Source organism: Phyllobacterium sp. 21LDTY02-6 (assembly GCF_023554255.2).
Classification (GTDB): Bacteria; Pseudomonadota; Alphaproteobacteria; order Rhizobiales; family Rhizobiaceae; genus Phyllobacterium.
The window spans coordinates 345,295-370,043 of record NZ_JAMJWD020000002.1 but is presented as its reverse complement, the minus strand read 5'-3'; the positions used below and the strand labels follow the sequence as shown (position 1 = coordinate 370,043).

Annotated in this window: 22 protein-coding genes and 2 pseudogenes; 21 read left to right on the top strand and 3 right to left on the bottom strand. The window is 60.4% G+C overall.

Annotated elements, in window-relative coordinates; translation table 11 throughout:
* Nucleotides 1-98 precede the first annotated feature (98 nt).
* From glpD to M8997_RS08115, 13 genes and pseudogenes are all read left to right on the top strand, one after another.
* Nucleotides 99-1,625: a glycerol-3-phosphate dehydrogenase gene (gene glpD, locus M8997_RS08175; protein WP_250019020.1), complete on the top strand. Its 1,527-nt coding sequence runs from the start codon at nucleotides 99-101 to the stop codon at nucleotides 1,623-1,625.
* Nucleotides 1,626-1,674: 49 nt separating this feature from the next.
* Nucleotides 1,675-2,757 carry an ABC transporter ATP-binding protein gene (locus M8997_RS08170; RefSeq protein WP_250019019.1) on the top strand — a complete coding sequence of 361 codons (1,083 nt, stop codon included), beginning with the start codon at nucleotides 1,675-1,677 and terminating at the stop codon, nucleotides 2,755-2,757.
* Between the two features lie 8 nt (nucleotides 2,758-2,765).
* A complete protein-coding gene (locus M8997_RS08165) occupies nucleotides 2,766-3,830 on the top strand; it encodes an ABC transporter ATP-binding protein (RefSeq protein WP_250019018.1) in 1,065 nt (354 codons plus the stop codon).
* Between the two features lie 2 nt (nucleotides 3,831-3,832).
* On the top strand, nucleotides 3,833-4,699 hold the full coding sequence (locus M8997_RS08160; protein WP_250019017.1) for a carbohydrate ABC transporter permease: 867 nt from the start codon (nucleotides 3,833-3,835) through the stop codon (nucleotides 4,697-4,699).
* A gap of 82 nt (nucleotides 4,700-4,781) precedes the next feature.
* Complete coding sequence (locus M8997_RS08155; protein ID WP_250019112.1) at nucleotides 4,782-5,600, top strand: carbohydrate ABC transporter permease; 819 nt, start codon at nucleotides 4,782-4,784, stop codon at nucleotides 5,598-5,600.
* Nucleotides 5,600-5,881, top strand: a complete 282-nt coding sequence (locus M8997_RS08150; RefSeq protein WP_250019016.1) for a DUF2160 domain-containing protein — start codon at nucleotides 5,600-5,602, stop codon at nucleotides 5,879-5,881. The genes M8997_RS08155 and M8997_RS08150 overlap by 1 nt, the downstream gene beginning before the upstream one ends.
* Before the next feature lie 61 nt (nucleotides 5,882-5,942).
* Complete coding sequence (locus M8997_RS08145; protein WP_250019015.1) at nucleotides 5,943-7,667, top strand: ABC transporter substrate-binding protein; 1,725 nt, start codon at nucleotides 5,943-5,945, stop codon at nucleotides 7,665-7,667.
* A gap of 45 nt (nucleotides 7,668-7,712) precedes the next feature.
* Nucleotides 7,713-8,214: pseudogene (locus M8997_RS08140) on the top strand (aldehyde dehydrogenase family protein); the annotation flags it as partial.
* A 98-nt stretch (nucleotides 8,215-8,312) separates the two neighbouring features.
* A complete protein-coding gene (locus M8997_RS08135; RefSeq protein ID WP_250019014.1) occupies nucleotides 8,313-9,560 on the top strand; it encodes an ABC transporter substrate-binding protein in 1,248 nt (415 codons plus the stop codon).
* An 89-nt stretch (nucleotides 9,561-9,649) separates the two neighbouring features.
* Nucleotides 9,650-10,528, top strand: a complete 879-nt coding sequence (locus M8997_RS08130) for a carbohydrate ABC transporter permease (protein WP_250019013.1) — start codon at nucleotides 9,650-9,652, stop codon at nucleotides 10,526-10,528.
* Nucleotides 10,525-11,406: a carbohydrate ABC transporter permease gene (locus tag M8997_RS08125; RefSeq protein WP_250019012.1), complete on the top strand. Its 882-nt coding sequence runs from the start codon at nucleotides 10,525-10,527 to the stop codon at nucleotides 11,404-11,406. Before M8997_RS08130 ends, M8997_RS08125 begins: the two co-directional genes overlap by 4 nt.
* A gap of 5 nt (nucleotides 11,407-11,411) precedes the next feature.
* Nucleotides 11,412-12,527, top strand: a complete 1,116-nt coding sequence (locus M8997_RS08120) for an ABC transporter ATP-binding protein (protein WP_250019011.1) — start codon at nucleotides 11,412-11,414, stop codon at nucleotides 12,525-12,527.
* Nucleotides 12,528-12,630: 103 nt separating this feature from the next.
* Nucleotides 12,631-12,962 (top strand): annotated as a pseudogene (locus M8997_RS08115) (GMC oxidoreductase); the annotation flags it as partial.
* A gap of 75 nt (nucleotides 12,963-13,037) precedes the next feature.
* Here M8997_RS08115 and M8997_RS08110 read toward each other — a convergent pair.
* Nucleotides 13,038-13,295, bottom strand: coding sequence for a DUF982 domain-containing protein (locus tag M8997_RS08110; protein ID WP_250019010.1), 258 nt, complete (start codon nucleotides 13,293-13,295; stop codon nucleotides 13,038-13,040).
* A gap of 136 nt (nucleotides 13,296-13,431) precedes the next feature.
* A complete protein-coding gene (locus M8997_RS08105) occupies nucleotides 13,432-14,340 on the bottom strand; it encodes a LysR substrate-binding domain-containing protein (RefSeq protein ID WP_250019009.1) in 909 nt (302 codons plus the stop codon).
* A gap of 113 nt (nucleotides 14,341-14,453) precedes the next feature.
* Between M8997_RS08105 and argH the strand changes: the two genes are divergently transcribed.
* The 5 genes from argH to M8997_RS08080 all read left to right on the top strand — a co-directional run bounded on the left by argH (nucleotide 14,454) and on the right by M8997_RS08080 (nucleotide 18,945).
* A complete protein-coding gene (argH, locus tag M8997_RS08100) occupies nucleotides 14,454-15,902 on the top strand; it encodes an argininosuccinate lyase (protein ID WP_250019008.1) in 1,449 nt (482 codons plus the stop codon).
* Entirely contained in the window at nucleotides 15,896-16,795 is a 900-nt protein-coding gene (locus M8997_RS08095) for an amino acid ABC transporter permease (RefSeq protein ID WP_250019007.1), read from the top strand. The genes argH and M8997_RS08095 overlap by 7 nt, the downstream gene beginning before the upstream one ends.
* A gap of 1 nt (nucleotide 16,796) precedes the next feature.
* Nucleotides 16,797-17,561 (top strand): amino acid ABC transporter ATP-binding protein, encoded by a 765-nt coding sequence (locus M8997_RS08090; protein WP_305884368.1) that lies wholly within the window; start codon nucleotides 16,797-16,799, stop codon nucleotides 17,559-17,561.
* Between the two features lie 27 nt (nucleotides 17,562-17,588).
* Nucleotides 17,589-18,419 (top strand): ABC transporter substrate-binding protein, encoded by an 831-nt coding sequence (locus M8997_RS08085; RefSeq protein WP_250019006.1) that lies wholly within the window; start codon nucleotides 17,589-17,591, stop codon nucleotides 18,417-18,419.
* A 106-nt stretch (nucleotides 18,420-18,525) separates the two neighbouring features.
* Nucleotides 18,526-18,945, top strand: coding sequence for an N-acetyltransferase family protein (locus M8997_RS08080; protein WP_371929559.1), 420 nt, complete (start codon nucleotides 18,526-18,528; stop codon nucleotides 18,943-18,945).
* 3 nt (nucleotides 18,946-18,948) lie between these two features.
* On the opposite strand, the gene M8997_RS08075 is transcribed toward M8997_RS08080, so the two are convergent.
* Nucleotides 18,949-20,157 (bottom strand): MFS transporter, encoded by a 1,209-nt coding sequence (locus tag M8997_RS08075; RefSeq protein WP_250019004.1) that lies wholly within the window; start codon nucleotides 20,155-20,157, stop codon nucleotides 18,949-18,951.
* Nucleotides 20,158-20,281: 124 nt separating this feature from the next.
* On the opposite strand from M8997_RS08075, the gene M8997_RS08070 reads away from it, so the two are divergent.
* The 3 genes from M8997_RS08070 (at nucleotide 20,282) to M8997_RS08060 (ending at nucleotide 24,732) form a co-directional block, all read left to right on the top strand.
* Nucleotides 20,282-21,340, top strand: a complete 1,059-nt coding sequence (locus tag M8997_RS08070) for a histone deacetylase family protein (RefSeq protein ID WP_250019003.1) — start codon at nucleotides 20,282-20,284, stop codon at nucleotides 21,338-21,340.
* Nucleotides 21,341-21,363: 23 nt separating this feature from the next.
* Nucleotides 21,364-22,677: an MFS transporter gene (locus tag M8997_RS08065; RefSeq protein WP_250019002.1), complete on the top strand. Its 1,314-nt coding sequence runs from the start codon at nucleotides 21,364-21,366 to the stop codon at nucleotides 22,675-22,677.
* A gap of 111 nt (nucleotides 22,678-22,788) precedes the next feature.
* Nucleotides 22,789-24,732: a DUF4139 domain-containing protein gene (locus M8997_RS08060; protein WP_250019001.1), complete on the top strand. Its 1,944-nt coding sequence runs from the start codon at nucleotides 22,789-22,791 to the stop codon at nucleotides 24,730-24,732.
* Nucleotides 24,733-24,749: the final 17 nt, after the last annotated feature.

Below are 24,749 nucleotides of genomic sequence, written 5' to 3'. Positions count from 1 at the left end.
TATTCGTTATTGTTTCGTATTGCTTTCGAAATTGTGGCAGTCACCTTTCGCATTTGCGAATGGATGGTGCGGTGCGAAATCACGGGAGAATGTTCAGCTTGGCGGGCGAAGTCCACGACATATTCATCATCGGCGGCGGCATAAATGGCTGCGGTATTGCCCGCGATGCTGTCGGGCGCGGATACTCCGTTTTCCTCGCCGAGATGAACGATCTGGCCAGCGGAACCTCGTCCGGATCGACCAAGCTCATCCATGGCGGGCTGCGCTATCTGGAATATTACGAGTTCCGGCTTGTGCGCGAGTCGCTCATGGAGCGGGAAGTGCTGTGGGCGTGCGCGCCTCATATCATCTGGCCCATGCGCTTCGTTCTTCCCCACCATGCGGGCTTGCGGCCGGCATGGCTGCTTCGTCTCGGGCTTTTCCTTTATGATCATATTGGCGGGCGCAAACTGCTTCCGGCCACGAAAACGCTCGATATGCGCAATGATCCGGCGGCGCGGCCGTTGAAGTCGCTCTACACCAAGGCGTTCGAATATTCCGATTGCTGGGTGAACGATGCGCGGCTCGTCGCGCTGAACGCACGCGATGCGGCCGACAAGGGCGCCATCCTGCGCACGCGCACCAAGGTCGTCGGTGCGCGCCGCGATACGGATCGCTGGACGCTGACCGTGCAGGACATGTTGAGCGGCGCGAAGGAAGAGATACAGGCGCAGCTGGTGGTCAATGCGGCCGGCCCGTGGGTGGACGATGTTCTCAGCGGCGTCGTCGGCAGCAACCAGCCGCATAATGTGCGTCTTGTCCAAGGCAGCCATATCGTCGTGCGCAAGAAATTCGACGATCCACGCGCCTATTTCTTCCAGAATACCGATGGCCGGATCATTTTCGCCATCCCTTATGAGCAGGATTTCACGCTCATAGGCACGACCGACCAGGATTATCACGGCGATCCGGCCAAGGTGACTATCAGCGACACCGAAATCGACTATCTTTGTGCCGCTGCCAGCGAGTATTTCGCGGCTCCGGTACAGCGGGAAGATGTCGTCTGGACCTATTCCGGCGTACGTCCGCTCTATGATGATGGTGCGTCGAAGGCGCAGGAGGCGACGCGCGACTACGTGCTGAAGGCCGACGGGCCGGAGGGCATGGCACCGCTCCTCAATATTTTCGGCGGCAAGATCACGACGTTCCGGCGTCTGGCCGAACATATGCTCGAGAAGATCGAGGAACGGCTCGGAAAGCGCGGCGATCCATGGACGGCACGGAGCACTCTGCCCGGAGGCGATTTGGCCGTCGATGGATTCGACAGCGAGTTGCGCAGGCTGATGGGCGATTATCCATTTCTCGACCAGCGTCATGCTTGGCGCCTGCTGCGCCTTTACGGCACGAAGGCGCGCCTCCTTCTGGGCGAGGCAAGGGCGCTTGCCGATCTGGGGCGGCATTTCGGTTCCAATCTTTATGAAGCCGAAGTTCGCTATCTTATCGACCGGGAATGGGCGATCGTGGCGCAGGACATTCTCTGGCGCCGTACCAAGATGGGGCTGCACCTGAATGCCAGCGAAGCCGATGCCCTGGACCAGTTCATGAAAAGTGCGGTTGAGCGCCGGCGGCAGATTGCAGCGGAATGATTGAGAACGGGATCGGCGCGGTGCCGTACCGTCTCTGGGAGGAGAAGTGATGTTGGAATTGCGTGATGTTTCCAAGGTGGTCGGGGGCAAGCCCCACCTCAGCGATATTTCGCTGACCCTGGAACATGCAACATTGAACGTCCTGCTTGGCCCGACCCTGTCGGGCAAGACCAGCCTCATGCGGATCATGGCCGGTCTCGATGTGCCGACCTCGGGCTCTGTCTGGTTCGACGGCGAGAATGTGACTGGCGTCGCAGTGCAGAAGCGTTCCGTCGCGATGGTATACCAGCAGTTCATCAACTACCCGGCCTTCACCGTCTACGAGAACATCGCATCCCCCATGCGGGTGGCGGGCGTTGATGCGCAGACGGTCGATCGCGAGGTGCGCAAGGCAGCCGAACTGCTGAAGCTGACGCCGTTTCTGGACCGCACGCCGCTCAATCTTTCCGGTGGCCAGCAACAGCGCACAGCACTCGCGCGCGCCATCGTCAAAAAGGCGAAACTGGTGCTTCTTGACGAGCCGCTCGCCAATCTCGACTACAAGCTGCGCGAGGAACTGCGTCAGGAACTGCCGAAAATATTCGCGGAGACCGGAGCGATCTTCGTCTACGCCACCACCGAGCCGCATGAGGCGCTGCTGCTGGGCGGGAACACCGCTACGCTATCCGAGGGGCGGATAACGCAGTTTGGCCCGACGATCGACGTCTTCAGGCGCCCCGACGATCTGATAACCGCGCAGACATTCGCCGATCCGCCGCTGAACACGATCAGGCTCACGAAGGCCGGCACCTCGCTGCAACTGGACGGTGAATTGCGGCTCGCCGTACCGGCCCATCTCGGTGCGCTCGCCGATGGCAACTACACGATTGGCTTCCAGCCGCACCATGTCGATACGTCCAGCGGCGGCTCCGACCATATCGCGCTGAGGGCCAAGGTCATCGGCACGGAAATCACCGGCTCCGAGAGTTTCGTGCACCTCGCTTTCGCCGATGCGCGCTGGACCATGCTCACCCACGGCATTCATATTTACGCCGCCGATGAAGAAATCGACATATTCATCGACCCACGCAATCTCATGCTGTTTGCCGATGACGGCCGGTCCGTCGCATCGACAGCGAAGAAAGCGGCCTAGGAACGAAGATGGCAAAGATCGACCTCAATCATATTCGCCACGCCTACGGCCCAAATCCACAATCGCCGAAGGATTATGCGCTGCGCGAAGTGCATCACAGCTGGGACGATGGCGGCGCCTATGCCTTGCTCGGCCCCTCGGGCTGCGGCAAGACCACGCTGCTCAACATCATTTCAGGCCTGATACATCCGTCGCACGGGCAATTGTTGTTCGATGGCCAGGATGTGACCAATCTGTCGACCCAGGAACGCAATATTGCTCAGGTGTTCCAGTTTCCCGTCATCTACGACACGATGAGCGTCTACGACAATCTTGCCTTCCCCTTGCGCAATCGTGGGGTGCCGGAGGCCGATATCGATCGCAAGGTGCGCGAAACGCTGGATATGATCGATCTGGCCGATTGGGCGAAAAAGAAGGCGCGGGGCCTTACCGCGGACCAGAAGCAGAAGATCTCGCTTGGCCGGGGTCTCGTGCGTTCCGACGTCAATGCCATTCTCTTCGACGAACCATTGACGGTGATCGACCCTCACATGAAATGGATGCTGCGTTCGCAGCTCAAGCAACTGCACCGTCGCTTCGGCTATACCATGGTCTACGTCACTCACGATCAGACGGAAGCACTGACCTTCGCCCAGAAGGTCGTCGTCATGTATGAGGGCGAGATCGTGCAGATCGGCACGCCGGAAGAGCTGTTCGAGCGGCCGAAACATACGTTCGTCGGCTATTTCATTGGCTCTCCCGGCATGAATGTCATGCCGGTGAAGCTGGCTGGCGCAATCGCCAGTCTCGGCAGTCACCGGATCGAGCTTCCAGCTCCCGCCAAGCTGGGCGATGCCACGAAAGTCGAGCTTGGCATCAGGCCGGAATATGTCCGGCTCGGCCGGCAGGGCATGCCCGTTACCATCGCCAAGGTTGAAGATATCGGCCGCCACAAGATCGTCCGCGCGCGGCTGGAAGGCCAGGAACTCGCAATCATCGTCGGCGAAGGCCAGGAGATTCCGACGGAGCCGCACGTCGCCTTCGACCCGCGAGGCATCAATATCTACGCCGATAGCTGGCGGGTGGAGGGCTGATCATGGAAAAGACCTGGAATAACAAAGCTTGGTTCATGGTCCTTCCGGTGCTGTTGCTGGTCGCATTCTCCGCGGTGATACCGCTCATGACGGTGGTGAATTATTCGGTCCAGGACACGTTCGGCAATAATCAGTTCTTCTGGGCCGGTGCCGAGTGGTTCGAGGAAATCCTGCATTCGGACCGTTTTCATGCGGCGCTGGGGCGAAATCTCTTCTTTTCGCTGGTCATATTGCTGATCGAGATACCCCTTGGCATAGTCATCGCCTTGAACATGCCGCGGCGCGGATGGGGCGTTCCCGTCTGCCTCGTGCTGATGTCGCTGCCGCTGCTGATCCCGTGGAACGTCGTCGGTACGATCTGGCAGGTGTTCGGCCGCGTCGATATCGGCCTGCTGGGCCGTACGCTCGAGGCATTGGGCATCAATTACAACTACGTCCAGAATCCTGTCCATGCCTGGATCACGGTCTTCATCATGGATGTGTGGCACTGGACCAGTCTCGTGGTTCTGCTGTGCTATGCCGGCCTGGTTTCCATTCCGGACGCCTTCTACCAGGCAGCCAAGATCGACGGCGCTTCGCGCTGGGCGGTGTTCCGCTACATTCAATTGCCGAAGATGAACCGCGTCCTGCTGATTGCCGTACTGTTGCGCTTCATGGACAGTTTCATGATCTATACCGAACCGTTCGTCGTCACCGGCGGCGGCCCGGGCAACTCCACGACATTCCTGTCGATCGACCTGGTGAAGATGGCCGTCGGCCAGTTCGACCTCGGCCCGGCGGCTGCCATGTCGATCATCTACTTCCTGATCATCCTGCTGATGTCATGGGTATTCTATACCGTCATGACGAATTACGATGCGGAGCGCTGACATGAGCGAAACAGTTGCCCGCGGATCCGCCGCGACCCACACAGCAGAACAGCGCCGCATCGACAAGGCCCTGGCACGCCGCATGCGCAAGCGCGGCGACGAGTCGAAGCTGTGGTGGCTGGTGCCGACCCTCTACATCATATTCCTGATGCTTCCGATCTATTGGCTCATCAATATGAGCTTCAAGACAAACCAGGAAATCCTGGGGACTTTCTCGCTTTGGCCCCAGAACCCGACCCTGAACAATTATGCGGTCATCTTCACCGATCCGTCCTGGTACAAGGGCTACATAAATTCGATCATCTATGTGGTGATGAATACCGTCATTTCCGTACTGGTGGCGCTGCCGGCCGCCTATGCGTTCTCGCGCTATCGCTTCCTCGGCGACAAGCATCTGTTCTTCTGGCTGCTCACGAACCGGATGGCACCGCCCGCCGTATTCGCGCTGCCCTTCTTCCAGCTTTATTCGGCGTTCGGACTGATCGACACGCATATCGCGGTGGCGCTCGCGCATTGTCTTTTCAACGTTCCGCTCGCGGTCTGGATCCTTGAAGGCTTCATGTCGGGCGTGACGAAGGAGATCGACGAGACCGCCTATATCGACGGCTACTCCTTCCCGCGCTTCTTCGTGAAGATATTCGTGCCGCTCATCGCAAGTGGCATCGGCGTCGCCGCCTTCTTCTGCTTCATGTTCTCCTGGGTCGAACTGCTGATTGCCCGCACCCTGACGACGACGGACGCCAAGCCGATCGCCGCGATCATGACCCGCACCGTATCGGCATCCGGCCTCGACTGGGGCGTGCTGGCGGCTGCCGGCGTGCTGACGATCATTCCGGGCGCGATCGTGATCTACTTCGTCCGGAACTATATCGCCAAGGGCTTCGCCCTGGGGAGGGTATGATGAATTTCTCATGGATGGCGTGGACATTGCCGACGGCGCTCTTCTTCCTGACGATCCTCCTGTTGCTGATCGGCATGGCGGTCTGGGAATATTTCTCCCCCGGCGGCAATCCGCGCGTCGGGGTACTGCATTTCGAAACCACGCGCGGCGACAGGCTTTTCGTGTCGCTGCTCGGCAGCGCTTTCATCCATCTCGCCTGGCTTGGCCTCGTCGGTCCCAATCTATGGTGGGCTCTTGCTCTATCGGTGGTCTACGCCATTGGCGTGTTCCGCTTCGTCTAGAATTCCACCGCCGGCAGGTGCCGGTGGTGAAAGATGCAATCGCAACTCTGGGAGGACAATCATGCGAACGCGACTATTGACGGCAACAACGGCTCTGGCGCTGCTCTTCGGCGCTGGAGGGGCCTATGCAGGCATGGATGAGGCCAAGGCCTTTCTTGACAAGGAAATCGGTGATCTCTCCTCGCTGCCGCGCGCGGACCAGGAGAAGGAGATGCAGTGGTTCATCGATGCCGCGAAGCCATTCGCCGGCATGGAGATCAAGGTGGTTTCGGAAACGATCACGACCCACGAATATGAGTCCAAGGTCCTCGCCAAGGCATTCAGCGACATCACCGGCATCAAGATCACCCATGATCTGATCGGCGAGGGTGACGTCGTCGAAAAACTGCAGACGCAGATGCAGTCGGGCGAAAACGTCTATGACGCCTATGTCAACGATTCCGACCTCATCGGCACGCATTGGCGCTACCAGCAGGCCCGCAGCCTGACGGACTGGATGGCCAATGAGGGCAAGGACGTCACCAATCCGGGTCTCGACCTCGCCGACTTTATCGGCACGAAGTTCACCACCGCGCCGGACGGAAAACTCTATCAGCTGCCGGACCAGCAATTCGCCAATCTGTACTGGTTCCGCTACGACTGGTTCAACGACGAAAAGAACAAGGCCGATTTCAAGGCCAAGTATGGCTATGATCTCGGTGTTCCGGTCAACTGGTCGGCCTATGAGGACATTGCCGAATTCTTCACCGGCCGTGAAATCGACGGCAAGAAGGTCTATGGCCACATGGACTACGGCAAGAAGGACCCGTCGCTGGGCTGGCGCTTCACCGATGCCTGGCTGTCGATGGCAGGCAATGGCGACAAGGGCCTCCCCAACGGCCTGCCGGTCGACGAATGGGGTATCAAGGTCAACGAGAAGTCCCAGCCGGTGGGCTCGTGCGTTGCACGCGGCGGCGATACGAACGGACCTGCGTCGGTTTACTCCATCCAGAAATATCTCGACTGGATGAAGGCCTATGCACCGCCGGAAGCCCAGGGAATGACCTTCTCCGAATCCGGTCCCGTTCCCGCACAGGGCAATGTCGCCCAGCAGATCTTCTGGTACACGGCTTTCACCGCTGACATGGTGAAGAAGGGACTTCCCGTCATGAACGATGACGGGACGCCGAAATGGCGCATGGCTCCCTCGCCCCATGGCGTCTACTGGAAAGACGGCATGAAGCTCGGCTATCAGGACGTGGGTTCCTGGACATTGCTGAAGTCCACGCCGGACGATCGCGCCAAGGCCGCCTGGCTCTATGCGCAGTTCGTCACGTCGAAGACCGTCGACGTCAAGAAGAGCCATGTCGGCCTGACTTTGATCCGCGAAAGCTCGATCCAGCACGAAAGCTTTACCAAGCGCGCGCCTGAACTCGGCGGGTTGATCGAATTCTACCGGTCGCCGGCTCGCGTCCAGTGGTCGCCGACGGGCACCAACGTTCCGGATTATCCGAAACTTGCCCAGCTCTGGTGGCAGGCAATCGGCGATGCTTCTTCCGGCGCGAAAACACCGCAGGAAGCCATGGATTCGCTTTGCGCCGAGCAGGAAAAGGTCATGGAACGGCTCGAACGGGCTGGCATCCAGGGCGATATCGGCCCGAAACTGGCTGAAGAGCAAGATCTCGAATATTGGAACAAGGACGCCGTTGCCAAGGGCAATCTGGCTCCTCAGCTCAAGATCGAGAACGAAAAAGAAAAGCCGCAGACCATCAATTACGACGAACTGGTCAAGAGCTGGAACAAGTAAGCCCTTCGCTGGGTAAGGAAAGCGGCGCTTCGGCGCCGCTTTTTTATTCGCGCTATCATCACGCCGGAACATCTTGCGAAGATCGCCACTTATGTTCGCACGGCGGAAACTTCCGGCGCGCAGATCCGCCATGGCGGCGAGCCGCTCGATCTCGGCATCGGGCAATATCTGGCGCCGACAATTCTTTCCGCCGTGCAGCCGGATGTGGCGGTGGCGCGGGAAGAGGTGTTCGGTCCCGTCCTGTCGGTGCTCACATTCGAAACGGCGGAAGAAGCAGCGACGATAGCCAATTCGATCGACTATGGCCTGTCGGCGGGTGCTGGAGCCGCGACTTCGATACGCACCTTTGCATGGGGCGCAAGATCAGGGCCGGAACGATCTGGATGAACACGTTCATGAACGGCGCTTCGGAGCTGCCTTTCGGCGGCTACAAAAACAATCGGGGCTCGGACGCGAGCTCGGACGTCACGCCGTGGAGGATTATACGGAAACCAAGACGCTCAACACGCAGCTAGGTAGGCGGAAAGTAGTATGGTCAGGCGATTAAATCGATTGTATGGGTCATTCTGCATCATGTATTGATGTAGCGGACTCTGGGAAACTGCAGTCGGTTATTTTTATCATTTTTTCTCGTGGGAGGCTTGAATGAGAAATTTAATTAATACGGTTGCCGCATCGGCAATGCTGCTTGGCGTCGCTTCGGCCGCGCATGCAGCCGAGAATGTGGAAGTATTGCATTGGTGGACCTCCGGCGGCGAGGCCACGGCGCTTGAAGTATTGAAGAAAGACCTCGAATCCAAAGGCATCAGCTGGTCGGACATGCCCGTTTCGGGCGGCGGCGGCACGGAGGCCATGACGGTTCTGCGCGCGCGCGTCACCGGCGGCAATGCACCGACTGCCGTCCAGATGCTCGGCTTCGATATTTTCGATTGGGCAAAGCAGGGTTCGCTCGGCAATCTCGACGAAGTCGCCGCCAAGGAAAAATGGGATGACGTGATCCCGACGGCGCTGCAGCAATTCTCCAAATATGACGGACATTGGATCGCCGCGCCGGTGAACGTCCACTCCACCAACTGGATATGGATCAACAAGGCCGCATTGGACAAGGCCGGCGGCAAGGAGCCGCAGAACTGGGACGAGCTCATCGCGCTTCTCGACAAGTTCAAGGAGCAGGGTATCACCCCTGTCGCCCATGGCGGCCAGCCCTGGCAGGATGCGACGATCTTCGACGCGGTCGTTCTCTCGCTCGGCAACGACTTCTACAAATCGGCGTTCATCGATCTCGATCCGGCTACACTTGGCGGCGAGAAGATGAAGGAAGCCTTCGACCGCATGACGAAGCTGCGGACCTATGTCGACGACAATTTCTCGGGTCGTGACTGGAACCTTGCTTCGGCCATGGTGATCGAAAACAAGGCCGGTCTCCAGTTCATGGGCGATTGGGCCAAGGGCGAGTTCGTCAAGGCCAAGAAGGAGCCGGGCAAGGATTTCGTCTGCATGCGCTTCCCGGGGACGCAGGGTTCAGTAACCTTCAACTCCGATCAGTTCGCCATGTTCAAGGTGAGCGACGACAAGACCAAGGCCCAGCTCGTCATGGCATCCGCCATCGAGAATCCGGAATTCCAGTCCGCGTTCAACGTGGTCAAGGGTTCGGCCCCGGCACGCACGGACGTTCCGGACACAGCGTTCGATGCCTGCGGCAAGAAGGCGATCAAGGATCTGGCCGAGGCGAACAAGGCCGGCACGCTCTATGGTTCGATGGCGCACGGCCACGCCAACCCGGCAGCGGTGAAGAATGCGATCTATGACGTCGTTACGCGTCAGTTCAACGGCGAACTCAGCTCCGAGGACGCCGTCAAGGAACTGGTGGCAGCTGTAGACGCCGCCAAGTAATACCAGTCCCGCCCGAGCCGACAAGGCCCGGGCGGGCTCTCCGCGGGAACGCGGCAATTACAAGCATGCATATTTAAGGGGGCGAGGCTATGGATACCCGCAGCCGCATTCAGGATCTCATACCAAAGCTGGTATTGGGCCCGACATTTCTTATCGTACTCATTTTTGTCTATGGCTTCATCGTCTATACGGGCATCCTGTCCTTCACGGACAGCAAGATGCTGCCGACCTATGGTTTCGTCGGTTTCGAGAATTACCGCAAGCTCTGGGCGCTGCCGCACTGGTGGCGCGCGATCACCAATCTCGGCATCTTCGCCTCACTTTACATCATCATCTGCAGCGTCATCGGTCTCGGCCTCGCCATTCTTCTCGACCAGAAGATACGCATCGAAGGCTTTCTGCGCCCCATCTATCTTTATCCCATGGCGCTGTCCTTCATCGTGACCGGCGTTGCCTGGAAATGGTTTCTCGACCCGGGTATCGGCCTTGAAAACACGATGCACCAATGGGGCTGGGAGAGCTTCTCCTTCAACTGGATCAAGGATTCCAAGATGGCGATCTATACCGTCGTCATCGCCGCCGTCTGGCAGTCCTCCGGCTTCGTCATGGCCATGTTCCTGGCCGGGTTGCGCGGCGTGGACAATGAAATCATCAAGGCAGCGCAGATCGATGGTGCATCGACGACCATGATCTACAGGCGGATCATCATTCCGCTGATGCGCCCGGTCTTTCTTTCGGCCTTCGTCGTCCTGGCGCACCTTGCCATCAAGGCCTACGACCTGGTCATCGCGCTCACCGGCGGCGGCCCCGGCCAGGCCACGGAACTGCCTGCGACCTTCATGTATTCCTATACGTTCACCCGCAATTCCATGGGCATTGGTGCGTCGTCGGCAATCATCATGCTGATCATGATCTTCTCGATCATCATCCCCTATCTCTATTCCGAAATCAGGGGGAGCAACAAATGAGCCATCCGAACCCCGACAACGCGATCACGAGCGGCCGCCTGACCCGGGCGCTGATCTACACCGCCCTGCTGCTGTTCGCCTTCTATTACCTGCTGCCGCTCTACGTCATGGTCGTCAATTCGTTGAAGACGCTCGACGAGATACGTCGTGGCGGCATGCTTTCCCCGCCCAGCGAATGGACGATCGAGCCATGGCTCGCCGCCTGGTCGACGGCGCAGATCGGCGTGCAGCCCACCGGCTTGCGGCCCTATTTCATCAATTCGATCATCATGGTCGTGCCCGCCGTCGCCATTTCGACCATCCTCGGAGCGCTCAATGGCTACGTGCTGACGAAGTGGCGCTTCCGCGGCTCGAATATCATCTTCGGCATGCTCCTGCTGGGCTGTTTCATCCCGTTCCAGATCGTGCTCATCCCGATGGCGCGGATGCTGCGCCTCCTCGACCTTGCGGGAACCATACCCGGCCTCATCCTCGTGCATGTCATCTACGGCCTCGGGTTCACCACGCTCTATTTCCGCAATTACTACGAGAACTTTCCAACTGAGCTGGTGCGTGCGGCCCAGATCGACGGTGCCGGATTCTTCCAGATATTCCGGCGGATATTGTTGCCGTCCTCGGGCCCGATCATCGTCGTCTCCGTCATCTGGCAGTTCACCAATATCTGGAACGACTTCCTGTTCGGGGCATCCTTCTCCGGCTTCAACAGTACGCCCATGACCGTCGCGCTCAACAATCTCGTCAATTCATCGACGGGCGTAAAGGAATACAACGTGCATTTCGCCGGTGCCATTCTCGCAGCACTGCCAACACTCATCGTCTACATCGTCTCCGGGCGCTATTTCGTCCGCGGCCTCATGTCCGGCGCCGTAAAGGGATAAACCAAATGTCATTTCTCAAAATCAGCAATCTGCACAAGTCCTACGGCAATGTAGCCATCCTGAAGGATATAAATCTCGAGATCGATGAGGGCGGCTTCCTCGTTCTCGTCGGTCCTTCCGGCTGTGGCAAATCCACCTTGCTGAATACGATAGCCGGACTCGAGCCGATCACGTCCGGTGATATCTCCATCAAGGGAAACTCGATCAGCGGACTGCATCCGTCCAAGCGCGATATCGCAATGGTGTTCCAGTCCTACGCGCTTTATCCGAATATGACCGTGGCGGGAAATATCGCCTTCGGCATGGAAATCCGCGGCATACCGAAGCCGCAGCGGGAAAAGGCCATCAAACAGGTCGCGGACATGCTGCAGATCGGCCACCTGCTCGACCGCAAGCCGAGCCAGCTTTCCGGCGGTCAGCGCCAGCGCGTGGCAATGGGGCGCGCGCTGGTGCGCAATCCTCAGGTGTTTCTCTTTGACGAACCCCTGTCGAACCTCGATGCGAAGCTGCGCGTGGATATGCGGACCGAGATCAAGCGGCTGCATCAGCGTATGAAGACGACTATCGTCTATGTCACGCACGATCAGATCGAAGCCATGACGCTCGCCACCAAGATCGCTGTTCTCAAGGATGGCGTCTTGCAGCAATTCGGTACACCGGCCGAAATCTACAACAGCCCCAACAATCTCTTCGTTGCCGATTTCATGGGCTCGCCCGCGATGAACCTGCTCGAAGCCAGGATAGAGAATGGCGGTGGCGATCTGCATGTAAGGCTCGAGCGGCCCGACGCCGAGCCGCTGCGCCTGCCCATTGGATCGACCGGCAATCTCCTCGCAGATTACGTCGGCAAGGATGTCATATTCGGCATCCGCCCGGAAGCATTGACCGATCCGGACGGTGCGGATCGTGCCGGCCTGCTGGCCGAAGGCGAGTGTCTCATCGAGGTCGTGGAACCGGCGGGCTCCGACACATTCGCGGTAACGAAACTCGGCGGCAAGGAGGTCGTAGCCCGGCTGCGTGCCGATGCGCAGATTCTGGCGGGGCAAACGGCGCGTTTGGCGTTCAACCTGAACAAGGCCGTGTTCTTCGATCCGAAGTCGCAGCTGCGAATCGGCGCCTGAAGGGTCGAGCGTACGGACATGCGGGCAAGCAAGACCGCTGATATCGTCATCATCGGTTCCGGTATCGGCGGCGCGACAGCCGCCGCCGGAAAACCCCGTCGCATCCGGCGTCACACTCAATTCGGCCTATCTACATCCCCGGTCGCGCGGCACGGTCCGGCTGAGATCGTCGAACCCGTTAGACGCGCCCCTGATCGATCCGAATTACTGGAGTGATCCGCACGACCGCAAGATGTCGATCTCGAACTGAGAGTCCGCGGATTGGAAGGGCTGCGCGTATGCGACAGTTCGGTGATGCCGCGTGTTCCTTCATGCAACACCAATGCGCCGACGATCATGATGGGAGAAAAAGGCGCTGATATCATCAGGGGGCGGGAACCATTGCCACCGGCCATCTTCGCCGATGAACGCAGCGAGAGGCGCCCGCGCGCTCGGGGCGTCGATCTCCTGACAGCCGCCAACGATCCGGCGGCAAGCCGCCCGGTAAGGGTAGGCGCTTGGTCAGTGCGGCTATTGCCGCAACCGGGTGTCGAGAAAAATACCAGCCTCGCGCGCCGCGGTTATGAACGCATGCCGCGCCTTGTGGGCAGGCTTCCATCCGTCGAGTGCGTCGAGGCAGGCTTGCAGGGCGCGGCGATAATTCGGGCCCTTTTTCGTGGGCCAATAGCTTCGCAGGCATTCGATCGCTTCCCAGACGCTGGAAACAGCTCTTTGACCGGCAGCACCAAGGGTCACCGTCACTGGAATGGGAAAACGCTTGTCGTTCATCACTTCCTCCATATCGATGATTTGCAGGCGCGGCAGCCGCGAATCTGGAATGCACAAATAGTTACCGCAGTTCCGTGACAAGCGAATGATATTTTTGTGTCGATGGTGGGGTATCGAGCGCCGGTGGCAGCCATGACTAGCGCAGTTCCGGCGGCATGGATTCCACCTGGGCCAGCAGCCAGTCGCGGAAGAGCAGCATGGCCGGGCGCTGAGGGCGTTCCTGCGGGTAGGTCAGCCAATAGGCATGCTTGCTTACAAAGCCGAAATTTCCCGGATTGACCAGTTTTCCCGCGGCGATCTCGTCGGCAATCAGGCCCCGCGGCACGAGCGCCAGCCCTTGCCCGGCAATGGCGGCGCGGATGACGAGCGCGTAATAGCCGAAATGCGTGATCCGTCCCGGCTCGAAGCTGGACAGGGCGTGCGCCTCGGCAAATTCGCTCCATCGCAGCGGCGTGTGCCGGTGATCGAGCAGGGGAAAATTGGCGATATCTGCCGGACGGACGATGCCGCCGAGCCGGGCGATGAAGCCGGGAGCACCCACCAGCGCTACCTGCCGCCCAAAGAGATAGTGCTGGACCTGCCCTTCCCAATCGCCCTCGCCGAACCGGAAGGCGGCATCTGCCTGATTGATCAGATCGCTATTGGCGAAGGTCGATAGCTCCACCTCGATCTCGGGGTGGGCTTCGGCGAAACTCGCAAAACGCGGGATGACCCAGCGATCGCCCATGATCGGCAGGATATGAAGCTTGATGGCGTTGGGAGAACTGCCAAGGGCGGCGATGCGCAATGTGGCATTCTCCAGCGCGCCGAGGGCGGTGCGTGCCTCCGATATGTAGATGCGGCCGGCTTCCGTGGGCGAGAGTCCGTAGGGGGTACGGCGGAAGAGGGCCGCCCCCGCCATTTCCTCGAGCGCCAGCAACTGCTTGCTGACCGCGCTCTGGGTCATGTTGAGAGCCCTGGCGCAGGCCGTCGTGCTACCCTGCTCGGCGATCATGACGATGACCTGCAGCGCGCGCGTCGAAGGATATGTGCGGTTCGAAACCATTGGGCCTATCGGGGAGCGGGTATTCCTTTTTGGAATGGATATGGGAATTCATTTCGTTTGTCGCGAAAAAAACGCGCAAATAAGCTGCCGGGAAATAAAAATGGGAACATGCCATGGCCAATGAACCTTCAGCCCGATTGTGGGGCGCCCGATTCAGGGCGAGCCCCGCGCCTGAACTCGTTGCATTCTCGCGCTCTGAAAGCAGCTATTTCCGGCTTGTCCCCTATGACCTTGCATCATCGATGGCCCATGCGCGCGAACTGGTGCGGGCAGGCATCCTGACGGAAGCCGAAGCGGAAGAGGCCTGCGCGGCGCTCCGCCAGATTGGCGAAGATTATCGGGATGGCCGCATCGTACCTTCGCCGGCGGACGAGGATATCCATACTTTTCTCGAGCGTGTTCTCGGCGAGCGAACCGGGGTCCTTGGCGGCAAGCTGCGCGCCGGGCGTTCGCGGAATGACCAGGCCGCCAATGATCTGAAGCTTTATCTGCGCGATGTCGCGCGATCGATCGGCTCGGATCTGCTGGCGCTGCAGTCTGCGCTGCTGGAACAGGCTTCGCGCCACGTCGAAACCGTGACCGCTGGCTTTACACATCTGCAGCCGGCGCAGCCTGTGAGCTTCGCCCATCAGCTTCTGGCCCATGCGCAGACATTTGCACGCGACTTCGATCGGCTGCAGGATTGGGACCGCCGTGCGGCACGTTCTCCGCTTGGCGCGGCTGCGCTCGCCGGATCGGCCATAGCCTTGCAGGCCGAACTCTCGGCTGCCGAGCTCGGCTATGATGCACCCTGCGAAAACTCCATCGATGCCGTGGGCAGCCGCGATCATGTGGCGGAGTTCCTCTTCGTCACGGCGATGTTCGGCGTGCATCTGTCGCGCCTGGCCGAAGAACTGTTCCTCTGGTCGTCCCGCCAGTTCCGCTGGATCGAGATGGACGATGCCTATGCCACCGGCTCCTCCATCATGCCGCAGAAGAAGAACTGCGACATTGCGGAACTGACCCGCGGCAGGTCCGCCCGATTGATCGGCAGCCTCTCGACGATGCTCGTGGCGCTGAAAGGGCTGCCCTTTGCCTATAATCGCGACCTTGCCGAAGACAAGCATGCCGCTTTCGATACGGTCGATGCTTTGAAGCTGATGGTCCCGGCGATGGCCGGACTCGTGCGGACCATGCGGGTGAACACCGAGAGAATGGCGCAGCAGTCGCTCGAAGGCTTTACGCTCGCCACCGAGGTGGCGGACTGGCTGGCGCGCAGCGGCGTGCCCTTCTCCGAAGCGCATGAGATAACGGGCGCATTGGTGCGCTATTGCGAGGATCGTTCGCTCGGACTTGAAGATCTGACGGAGGCCGATCTTGCCGCCGTCGACCCGCGCCTGTTGCCGCCGATCATGGATTGTCTCTCGGCTCGCGCCGCCATTGCAGCGCGCAGTGGCTATGGCGGCACGGCGCCGCAACGCGTATCGGAACAGATCGCGCGTCTCGCCAGCCTCTTGAACGATCAGCGCCAATGGCTGCATGATTACTCGGGGCCAAGCTTCGAAGAGGTGGCGAAATGGTGAAACCTGAGAGCGGTGCCGGCGTGGCAGCCGGCAAATATTCGATCGCGCATCTGACACACCAGCCGCGTCGCCATTATGGCCGCTGGCTGGCCGCCACGCTGATAGTGATTGCCCTTGCCATGATCGTGAAAGCCTTCGCGCAAGGCCAGATCGCCTGGCCCGTCGTCGGGCAGTTCTTCACTGCGCCTGCGATCATTTCCGGCCTGTGGAACACAATCCTGATGACGATCTGCGCCATGGCACTCGGATTGGTGCTGGGTGTCATCTTTGCCATCATGATCATGTCGCCGAACCCGGTGCTGAAATATGTGGCCGTCTTCTATATCTGGTTCTTTCGCGGAACCCCGCTGCTGCTGCAATTGCTGCTCTGGTTCAACCTGGCGCTGATCTTTCCGACGCTCGGCATACCGGGGCTGTTCGAGATGCGCACGGTGGACTTCATGACGCCGTTCATGGCCACGTTGCTGGGCCTCGGCATCAACCAGGGCGCCTATACCGCCGAAGTCGTGCGCGGCGGCATCCTGTCGGTCGATAACGGGCAGATCGAAGCGGCCAAGGTGATAGGCATGACACGCCTGACAATGCTGCGCCGTATCATATTGCCCCAGGCAATGCGCGTTATCATCCCGCCTGTCGGCAATGAAGTCATCAGCATGGTGAAGCTGACATCGGTGGCAAGCGTGATCCAGTATTCCGAAATATTGCGCAATGCGCAGGCGGTCTACTATGCCAATAACCGGGTCATGGAACTGCTCATCGTCTCGGCTATCTGGTATCTCGTCGTTGTCACCGTTCTGTCGATCGGACAGCACCTGCTCGAAAAATACTACTCGCGCAGCGAGGGGCGCCGCGGTGCCAAGCGCGTGCAAGCGGCTGCTGCGGAGGGCGCGTAACATGTGTGCAATGGTGGTCATCGCCGATATCGACAAGCATTTCGGCAACTTCCAGGCCCTGAGCAAGGTTTCGCTGGAAATCGAGCAGGGCGAGGTCCTTTGCATCATCGGCCCGTCCGGTTCGGGCAAGAGTACGCTCCTGCGCTGCATCAATCAGCTGGAGCGGATCGATGCCGGAGCGATCTGGATAGAGGATGAGCTTGTCGGCTTCCGCCAGGAGGGCAATCGCCTTTACGAACTGACCGAGCCGCAGATTGCGCGGCAGCGTCTTGCCAGCGGCATGGTATTCCAGCGTTTCAACCTTTTCGCCCACATGACCGTCCTGGAAAATATCATCGAAGGTCCGGTGGTCGTCCAGAAGCGTCCCAAGAGCGCGGTCGTACCGGAGGCGCTCGCCCTGCTGGACCAGGTCGGGCTGCGTGACAAGCGCGATGCCTATCCAAGCGAATTGTCGGGAGGGCAGCAACAGCGGATCGCCATTGCCCGTGCCCTTGCGATGAAGCCCAAGCTGATGCTCTTCGATGAACCGACGTCTGCGCTGGATCCGGAACTCGTGAGCGACGTGCTGAATGTGATGCGTGATCTCGCCAGGAGCGGCATGACCATGGTGGTCGTCACGCACGAACTCGGCTTTGCCCGGGAAGTGGCCCACCGCGTCGTCTTCATGGATCAGGGGCGCATCGTCGAAAGCGGCCCGCCGCAGCAATTGCTGAGCCATCCGACCGAAAAGCGCACCCAGGATTTCATAGCGGCAGTCTTGAGCTGACCGCGCAACAAGAAGAGAGGAACTCACATGACCCGCCTTGCCACGATCGCCGCCATCGGTGCTGCCACCCTTTTCAGCCTGCCCGCCTTTGCCCAGGAACTGCCTGCGCGCATCAAGGATGCCGGGAAGATCGTCATCGCGACCATGCCGAATTACCCGCCGATCACCTTCAAGGATCCGGCCACCAACGAGCTCCAGGGCTTCGACATCGATCTTGGCGAGGCCATCGCCAAGGAGCTGGGCGTCAAGGTGGAGTGGCAGGAAATTGCATTCGCCCAGATGCTGCCTTCGCTGCAGACCGGGCGGGTCGATCTCGCCATGGCAGGCATGAGCGACAAGAAGGCGCGTCAGGAGACGGCCGACTTCGTCGATTACATGATGTCCGGTGCGCAGTTCTATACGTCGAAGGCCCTGTCGGAGGAGATCAAGACGGTGGATGACCTCTGCGGCAAGTCCGTAGGCGCCAGCCGGTCTACCGATTGGCCGGCGCAGATCACGGCCTGGAGCGAGACAAACTGCGTCGCTAAAGGCAAGGCCGCCATCAATGTCATAGGAACGGAAGGTTCCGCCGACGCCCGCACCCAGATCAAGAGCGGCCGCCTTCAGGCTGCGGCGCAGGGCAATGAAACGCTGCCCTACAATCAGAAGCTCGAACCCGATACCTATGTCGCCATTGGCACCGCCTTCAGCCAGTCGCTTGCAGGGATTCCGGTGCTGAAGACGGAGACCGAGCTGCGCGATGCAGTAAAATCTGCACTCGACAAGCTGCAGGCGAACGGCACCTACGATCAACTCCTGGACAAATATGGCTTGAAGGCGAACAAGCTGTCGCCGATCACCATCAACAAGGGCGAGTGATGCCGGCAGGAGAAGACGGCGCCAACCGTCTTCTCCGCCTATGGAGGTTCGGGAATTGATAAGGACGAAACTGGCCGCGGCTTCGGATCACCCGGCGCTCGCTTCGATGATGGAAGAAATGCAGGCCCATTACAATGCGGCCTGCCCGCCTCGCGAGATACTGCTGGAGCGCCTGAAAACTGCGCCGAACGGGTCGGAAATTCTGATTGCGGAAGGTCCGGAATTGTTGGGATTCGCTGCATTCTCCTCGCATTTTCCCGGTCCTGCACTGCAATCGGGACTTTTTCTCAAGGAGCTTTACGTCGGAAGAGAGCACCGGGGCAGGGGCGTCGGCACCGCCTTGATGACCGCAATGGCTGCCCTGGCGGTCGAACGCGGCCATAGCCGCGTGGACTGGACCGCCGACCGCGACGATGAAAGGCTTCGAAACTTCTACGATACGCTCGGCGGATCGGCCAAGCCGGAAAAGCTGTTTTATCGGCTGGATGGCGCAGCGCTGTTGCAGGCCGCATCGAACCGGCGCTGAAGCCTATTGCTGGCCGCGGGGCCGCGCCAGCCAGCCATAAATCGCCGAGAGCCCCAGAATTGCAGACGTGCCGAGAAACACCGCCTGCATGCCGATATGGCCGCCGATGAAGCCGCCGGCCAGAGGGCCGACGACCTGGCCGGCATATTGCGATGAAGTCGCATAGCCCAATATGTTGCCTGCCACCCGGTCGGGCACATTGTGCCTTATGACGCTGGTGATGCAGGGAAGCAGGCCGCCGAGCGAAAGTCCCATCAGGAAACGCAGCAGCACCAGTTGCCAGCCCTCGGTGACGAAAGCCTGCGGTATGAGCAGCAGCGCCGAAACGGCCAGCGCGGCCACGATCACGTTCCAATGGCCGATCGTATCCGCAAGCTTGCCGAGGCGGGACGCCGAGAGGATGCTGCCGAGCGCCGCGGCAGACATGACGATGCCGGCGACCATGGTGACTTGCGCCGGGTCGGAAACGAGTTGAGCCACATAAACCGTGATTATCGGCTCGATGGACATATTCGCCAGCATGAGCAGCATTCCGGCCAGCAGCATGAGGATGACGGGCCGCTTGTCTTCGATTGCGGACCAGCCGCCACTTTCCGCATGCCGCCGTGCGGTAGGCCGGCGTTCCTCCCGGATGAACGACATCGTCGCGAGGAAAGTAATGAAGATCACGCCGCCGGCGAGCCAGAACGTCTGTCGTATCCCGATCAGCGGCGGCAGCGCGCCTCCGATGAGCGGACCGACGAGATTGCCGGCCATGATCCCGGACGCCAGCGTGCCGAGGGCCCAGCCGGTGCGCTCCCTTGGCGTCTGGGTGGCGACGAGCACGGTGGAACCGGAGGCGTAGCCGCCAAGCAGTCCCGTCAACAGGCGCAGCGCGATCAGATGCCAGACTTCTGTCGCCATCCCCATCAGCGACATCGCAATGGCCATGCCAAGGCTGGCGCGTATCAGCATGAGCTTGCGGCCATAAAGATCGGCAAGCTTGCCCCAGAGCGGTGCGACGAGAGCGGCTGTGAAGAATGTGGCGCCGTAGGCAACGCCGGACCACTGGACGACAAGCGCATGCTCCGTTTCGCCCAATTGCTCGATGTAGAGCGGCAGGAACGGCAGGATCAGGGTCATGGCGACAATGGTCGTGAAGGAGCCGAGCAGGCAGACGACGAGGTTCTGCCGCCAGTACAAAACGTCGGGGGTGTTCGTAGCTTCGCTCATTTCGCCTGTAGTTTCAGTTCGAGGACTTGCGTGCGGATTCATCTTTTCGCAACGCCGACTTGCATTGCCGGACTGAGTGAATAGGCTTCAACGCGATTCTCCGCAAACCATAAGAAGCAAATCCATGAAACTGTTTTTCGATAGCCGGCAGATGGCGCACCGCCCGACGCAATACATGATCAATGGTGTGATTACCGATCCGCTGGAAAATCCGACACGGGCCGACACTCTGATCAAGGCGCTCGCTGCACTCGGGCTCGAGCAGGAAAAACCGGCGGATGCGGGCCTTGCCGCCATCCATGCGGTGCACCCGGAACATTATGTGTCGTTCCTGCGCACCGCCTATGAACGCTTCATGGAACTTCCCAATCACGGGCCGGAGGTGCTGCCGAATGTCAGCGCCTATCAGGGCGCTGCGCCCGATTACGGTCCCCGCCCGCTGCCAAGACCGAGCGGCATACTCGGCCAGGCGGGCTGGTACATCAATGGCCTGTCCTGCGCCATGATGGAACAGACTTATGAGGCGGCCTATGCCTCGGCCCAGACGGCCATCGCGGCCGGCAACGAGCTTTTGAACGGCGCGAGCGACGTGTTTGCGCTGTGCCGTCCGCCTGGCCATCATGCCTATGCGGACCGGGCCGCGGGCTTCTGCTACTTCAACAATGCGGCGATCGTCGCGCAGCAGTTGCGCGGCAAATATGACCGTGTCGCCATCATCGATTTCGATACGCATCATGGCGACGGCACGCAGGCGATCTTCTATACGCGCGACGACGTATTTTTCGGCTCCACCCACACCGACCCTTCCAATTATTACCCGCATTTCAGCGGCTATGCGGATGAGACGGGCGCCGGCAAGGGAGAGGGCGCGAACCTCAATCTGCCGCTGGCGGAGGGGAGTGGCGACGAGGCCTTCATCGAGGCGAACCGCAAGCTCGCCGCCGCCGTGGCCGCGCATGGTGCCCAGGCGCTGGTCATTTCTGCTGGCTGGGATGCACATCATCAGGATCCGCTGTCGAAGCTTGCCGTGACCACCGAAGCCTATGCGGAAATCGGCGCCATCTGGGGGGATGTGCGCCTGCCGACGGCGTTCGTGCAGGAGGGCGGCTATTCGTTGAGCGCGGTGGCCGAGGCGGCGCCGCGGTTTATCGCGGCCTACCGTAATCGCCGCCAGATGATTTGACAGCCAGAACAGGAGATGAGGGGATGAGTCGGATCGACGCAAAGAGGCAGCCCGTGCGCGCTGCCATAGGTGCCTTTGTCGGCACCATGATCGAATGGTACGATTTTTACATCTATGGCACCGCCGCCGCCCTGGTGTTCGGCGATGTGTTCTTTGCTTCGCAGGACCCGATCATGGGCATATTGGCATCGCTCGGCACCTTCGCGATCGGCTTTGTGGCCCGTCCCGTCGGCGCGCTGCTTTTCGGCCATTTCGGCGACAAGGTCGGCCGCAAGAAATCGCTCATCATCACGCTCCTCCTCATGGGCGCCGCGACGGTGCTGATCGGGCTTCTGCCCGGCTATCAATCCATAGGCGTCTCGGCCGCCGTCCTCCTCGTCGCGCTCCGGTTGGTACAGGGCGTCGCGGTCGGCGGCGAATGGGGCGGGGCAGTATTGATCGCGGCGGAACACGCACCGCCGCGCTGGCGCACGTTCCTCGCATCGGCGCCGCAATATGGCAGCCCCATCGGCCTTATCCTCGCAACCCTTGCCTTCCGCACGGTCTCCGACCTGCCGCAGGAGGATTTCCTCAGCTGGGGCTGGCGGGTTCCCTTCCTCCTCAGCGGAATATTGATCATCCTCGCCTTCATCATCCGCGCCGGCATCAATGAAAGCCCGGAACTTGAGGAGCGGTTGAAGGAACAGTCGGTGCAGAACGTGATCCCGGCCAAGGAGATCTTCCTGACCCGCAAGACGTCCCTGGCGCTCGGCATGGGTCTGTGCCTGCTCGGTGTGGCCGGATTCTACTTCATCACCACCCTCATGATGACCTTCACGACGACCTCGCTCGGCATCAGCCGCTCGGACATGCTGGAACTGGTTTCGTGGGTCGGCGTCATAGAACTGATTGCCTTCCCGGCGGGCTCCTACATCGCCACCCGCTTCGGCGAACGGTTCCTGCTGGTGATAACGTCCGGCGCGGCCTTGCTGTTCGCGGTGCCGATGATGATGCTGATCATCACCGGCGACCTCACCAATATCTATATCGCCATCCTCACGGCCACGCTGTTCCTGGCCGCGCACTATGCCGTCATGGCGCCTTTCCTGACGCGGGCATTTCCCGTCCATCTGCGCTATACCGGCATTTCGCTCAGTTCGTCGTTGAGCGGTGCGATCTTCAGCGGCCTGACCCCCGTCATCGGCGTCTGGCTTGTGCATGAATTCGGCGTGCAATGGGCACCATTGGCGAGCCTCTTCATATTCATCGCCGGGGTAAGCTTCCTGTGCAGCATCTTCCTTCCCGTGGAAGACAAGGAGTCCGAATCCTTTGCGGCGCGGGCGGCGGAAAGAGCCTAGCGCCGAACAAAAGCCCGATTGCTGGTGGAGCGCTGGCAATCGGCATGTGCGGATGGGATTAGACCCCGTGCGCGTGAATGCGTTCGAGATCGAGGCTTCGGGAGGAAAATCATGGTTCATCGTCGGCGTCGCATGCTTTCCGCTATCATTCTGCCGCTGTGGGCTTCGACCGCCATGGCGGCGGGCAACGGCCCGGTAAAATCCGTCACTATTTCTTCGGGAGGGCTGGTCGAGGTCGTTCGCACCGCCGATATCGATGAGAGGAACGCGGTCAGCATCGACGTGCCGCTCGACCAGGTGGACGATATTCTCAAGAGCCTCATCGTCCGGGACGACAAGGGGCAGGTGAAGAGCATCGTCCTTGCCGGGCCGAACCCTGTCGAAGAGACTTTCCGCACGCTGCCATTCACCGCCGACGATATCGGCGCTCTTCCGCGCCTGCTCGATGCGATCAAGGGAACGAAGGTCAGGTTGACCGGTGCCCGTGAAATCGAAGGCGTGGTGCTGGGCGTCGAGCAGCGGCCGGCAGCGGAGGGTGCGACGATCCCCATGCTTGCCATTCTGCCCGACAGCGGCGCCATGACGACGGTTCCCCTCGATAGTTCGGTCTCTGTGCAGATCGTCGATACTGCGCTGGCAGCCAGGATCAGCGACGCTGCGCTCGTCGCGGGACGGGCCGCGGCCGACCGCGCCCGCACCATCGAGATCGGTCTCGACGGCCAGGGCAGCCGGCAGGTGGACATATCCTATGTGGTGGCCGCTCCGATCTGGAAGACCAGCTATCGCATGATCACCGGCGACCAGGGGAAGGCAAGGCTCCAGGCATGGGCGGTCTTCGAAAATGCCTCCGGGGAAGATTGGCGCGATGTCGCGGTCACGCTTTCGTCAGGCAAGCCGGTGACGCTGCGCCAGAGGCTGCATCAGCGCTATTGGGCGGACCGTACGGAGGTGCCGGTCGAGGCTGGACGAGACTCGCGGCCAATGGCGGATATGGAAATGGCTGCAGCGCCAAGGCCTTCGCGCCGCTCCGTGGCTGGATTTGGCGGTGCGGCGGCCGAGCCGCAGGCCGAAGCTCCCATCGAGATGGCGGGCGTGGATGCGGCGGCGATCGACGAACAGGCGGTCATCGCGAATTTCGCGCTTCCCGGCAGCTATGATGTGAAGAACGGCGATACGATATCGGTGCCGCTGATCGACAAGGAGGTGAAGGCCGAGATGGTCTCGGTGTTCCGCGTGGGGAGCGACAGCGAACATCCGACGGCTGCCGTGATGCTGGACAATGATACGGGCGTCAGCCTGCCGCGCGGCATTCTCACCGTCTATGACGATAGGTCGGGCTATATCGGCGACGCGCAGATATCGGCGGTGCCGACCGGAGAAAAACGTGCCGCGCATTTTGCCACGGACCAGAAAGTCAGCGTCGCGGTCGAGGCAAAGCCGCAGCATACCATCCTGTCGATCAAGGTGAACGACGGCATGATCCATGCCAGGACGCAGATTCGTGATGTCTCCACCTTCAAGCTCAGGGGCGCCGGCGATGCCGACCGGACATTGATGATCGAACAGTCGAAACGGCCGGGCTGGACCTTCGCGGCAGGCGATATGGGTGAGCCGACCACGACACATGAGAGGATAAGGGTGGCGCTGAAGGCGGGTGAGACGAAGGAAGTCGAAACCGCGTTCGAGCAAACCCGGGACGAGACTTTCGCACTGGCCGATGCCGATCCGCAGATGATACTGAGTTGGGCCGATACCGGCGCCGACGACGAGACGCGGACGAAGCTGAAGGAACTCGGGGACGCGCGCCAGAAACTGCTCCAAGCCCAGGACGCGCTTGAGAAGATCCAGCGGGAATACGACCAGCTTGCGGAGGCACAGGATCGCACGCGGGACAATCTCCGCGCTGTGCCGAATGGCGATCTGCAGGCGCGCTATATTCAGCAGATGGCGCGGGAGGAGGACGAACTTGCCGTCTTGCGCAAGGAGCGTGCGGATGCGCAAGAAATCATCGACAGGTTCGGAGGCAGGGTGTCCGAGATCATCAGGACCTTCTGACGAGTCGCCGGAGCGCG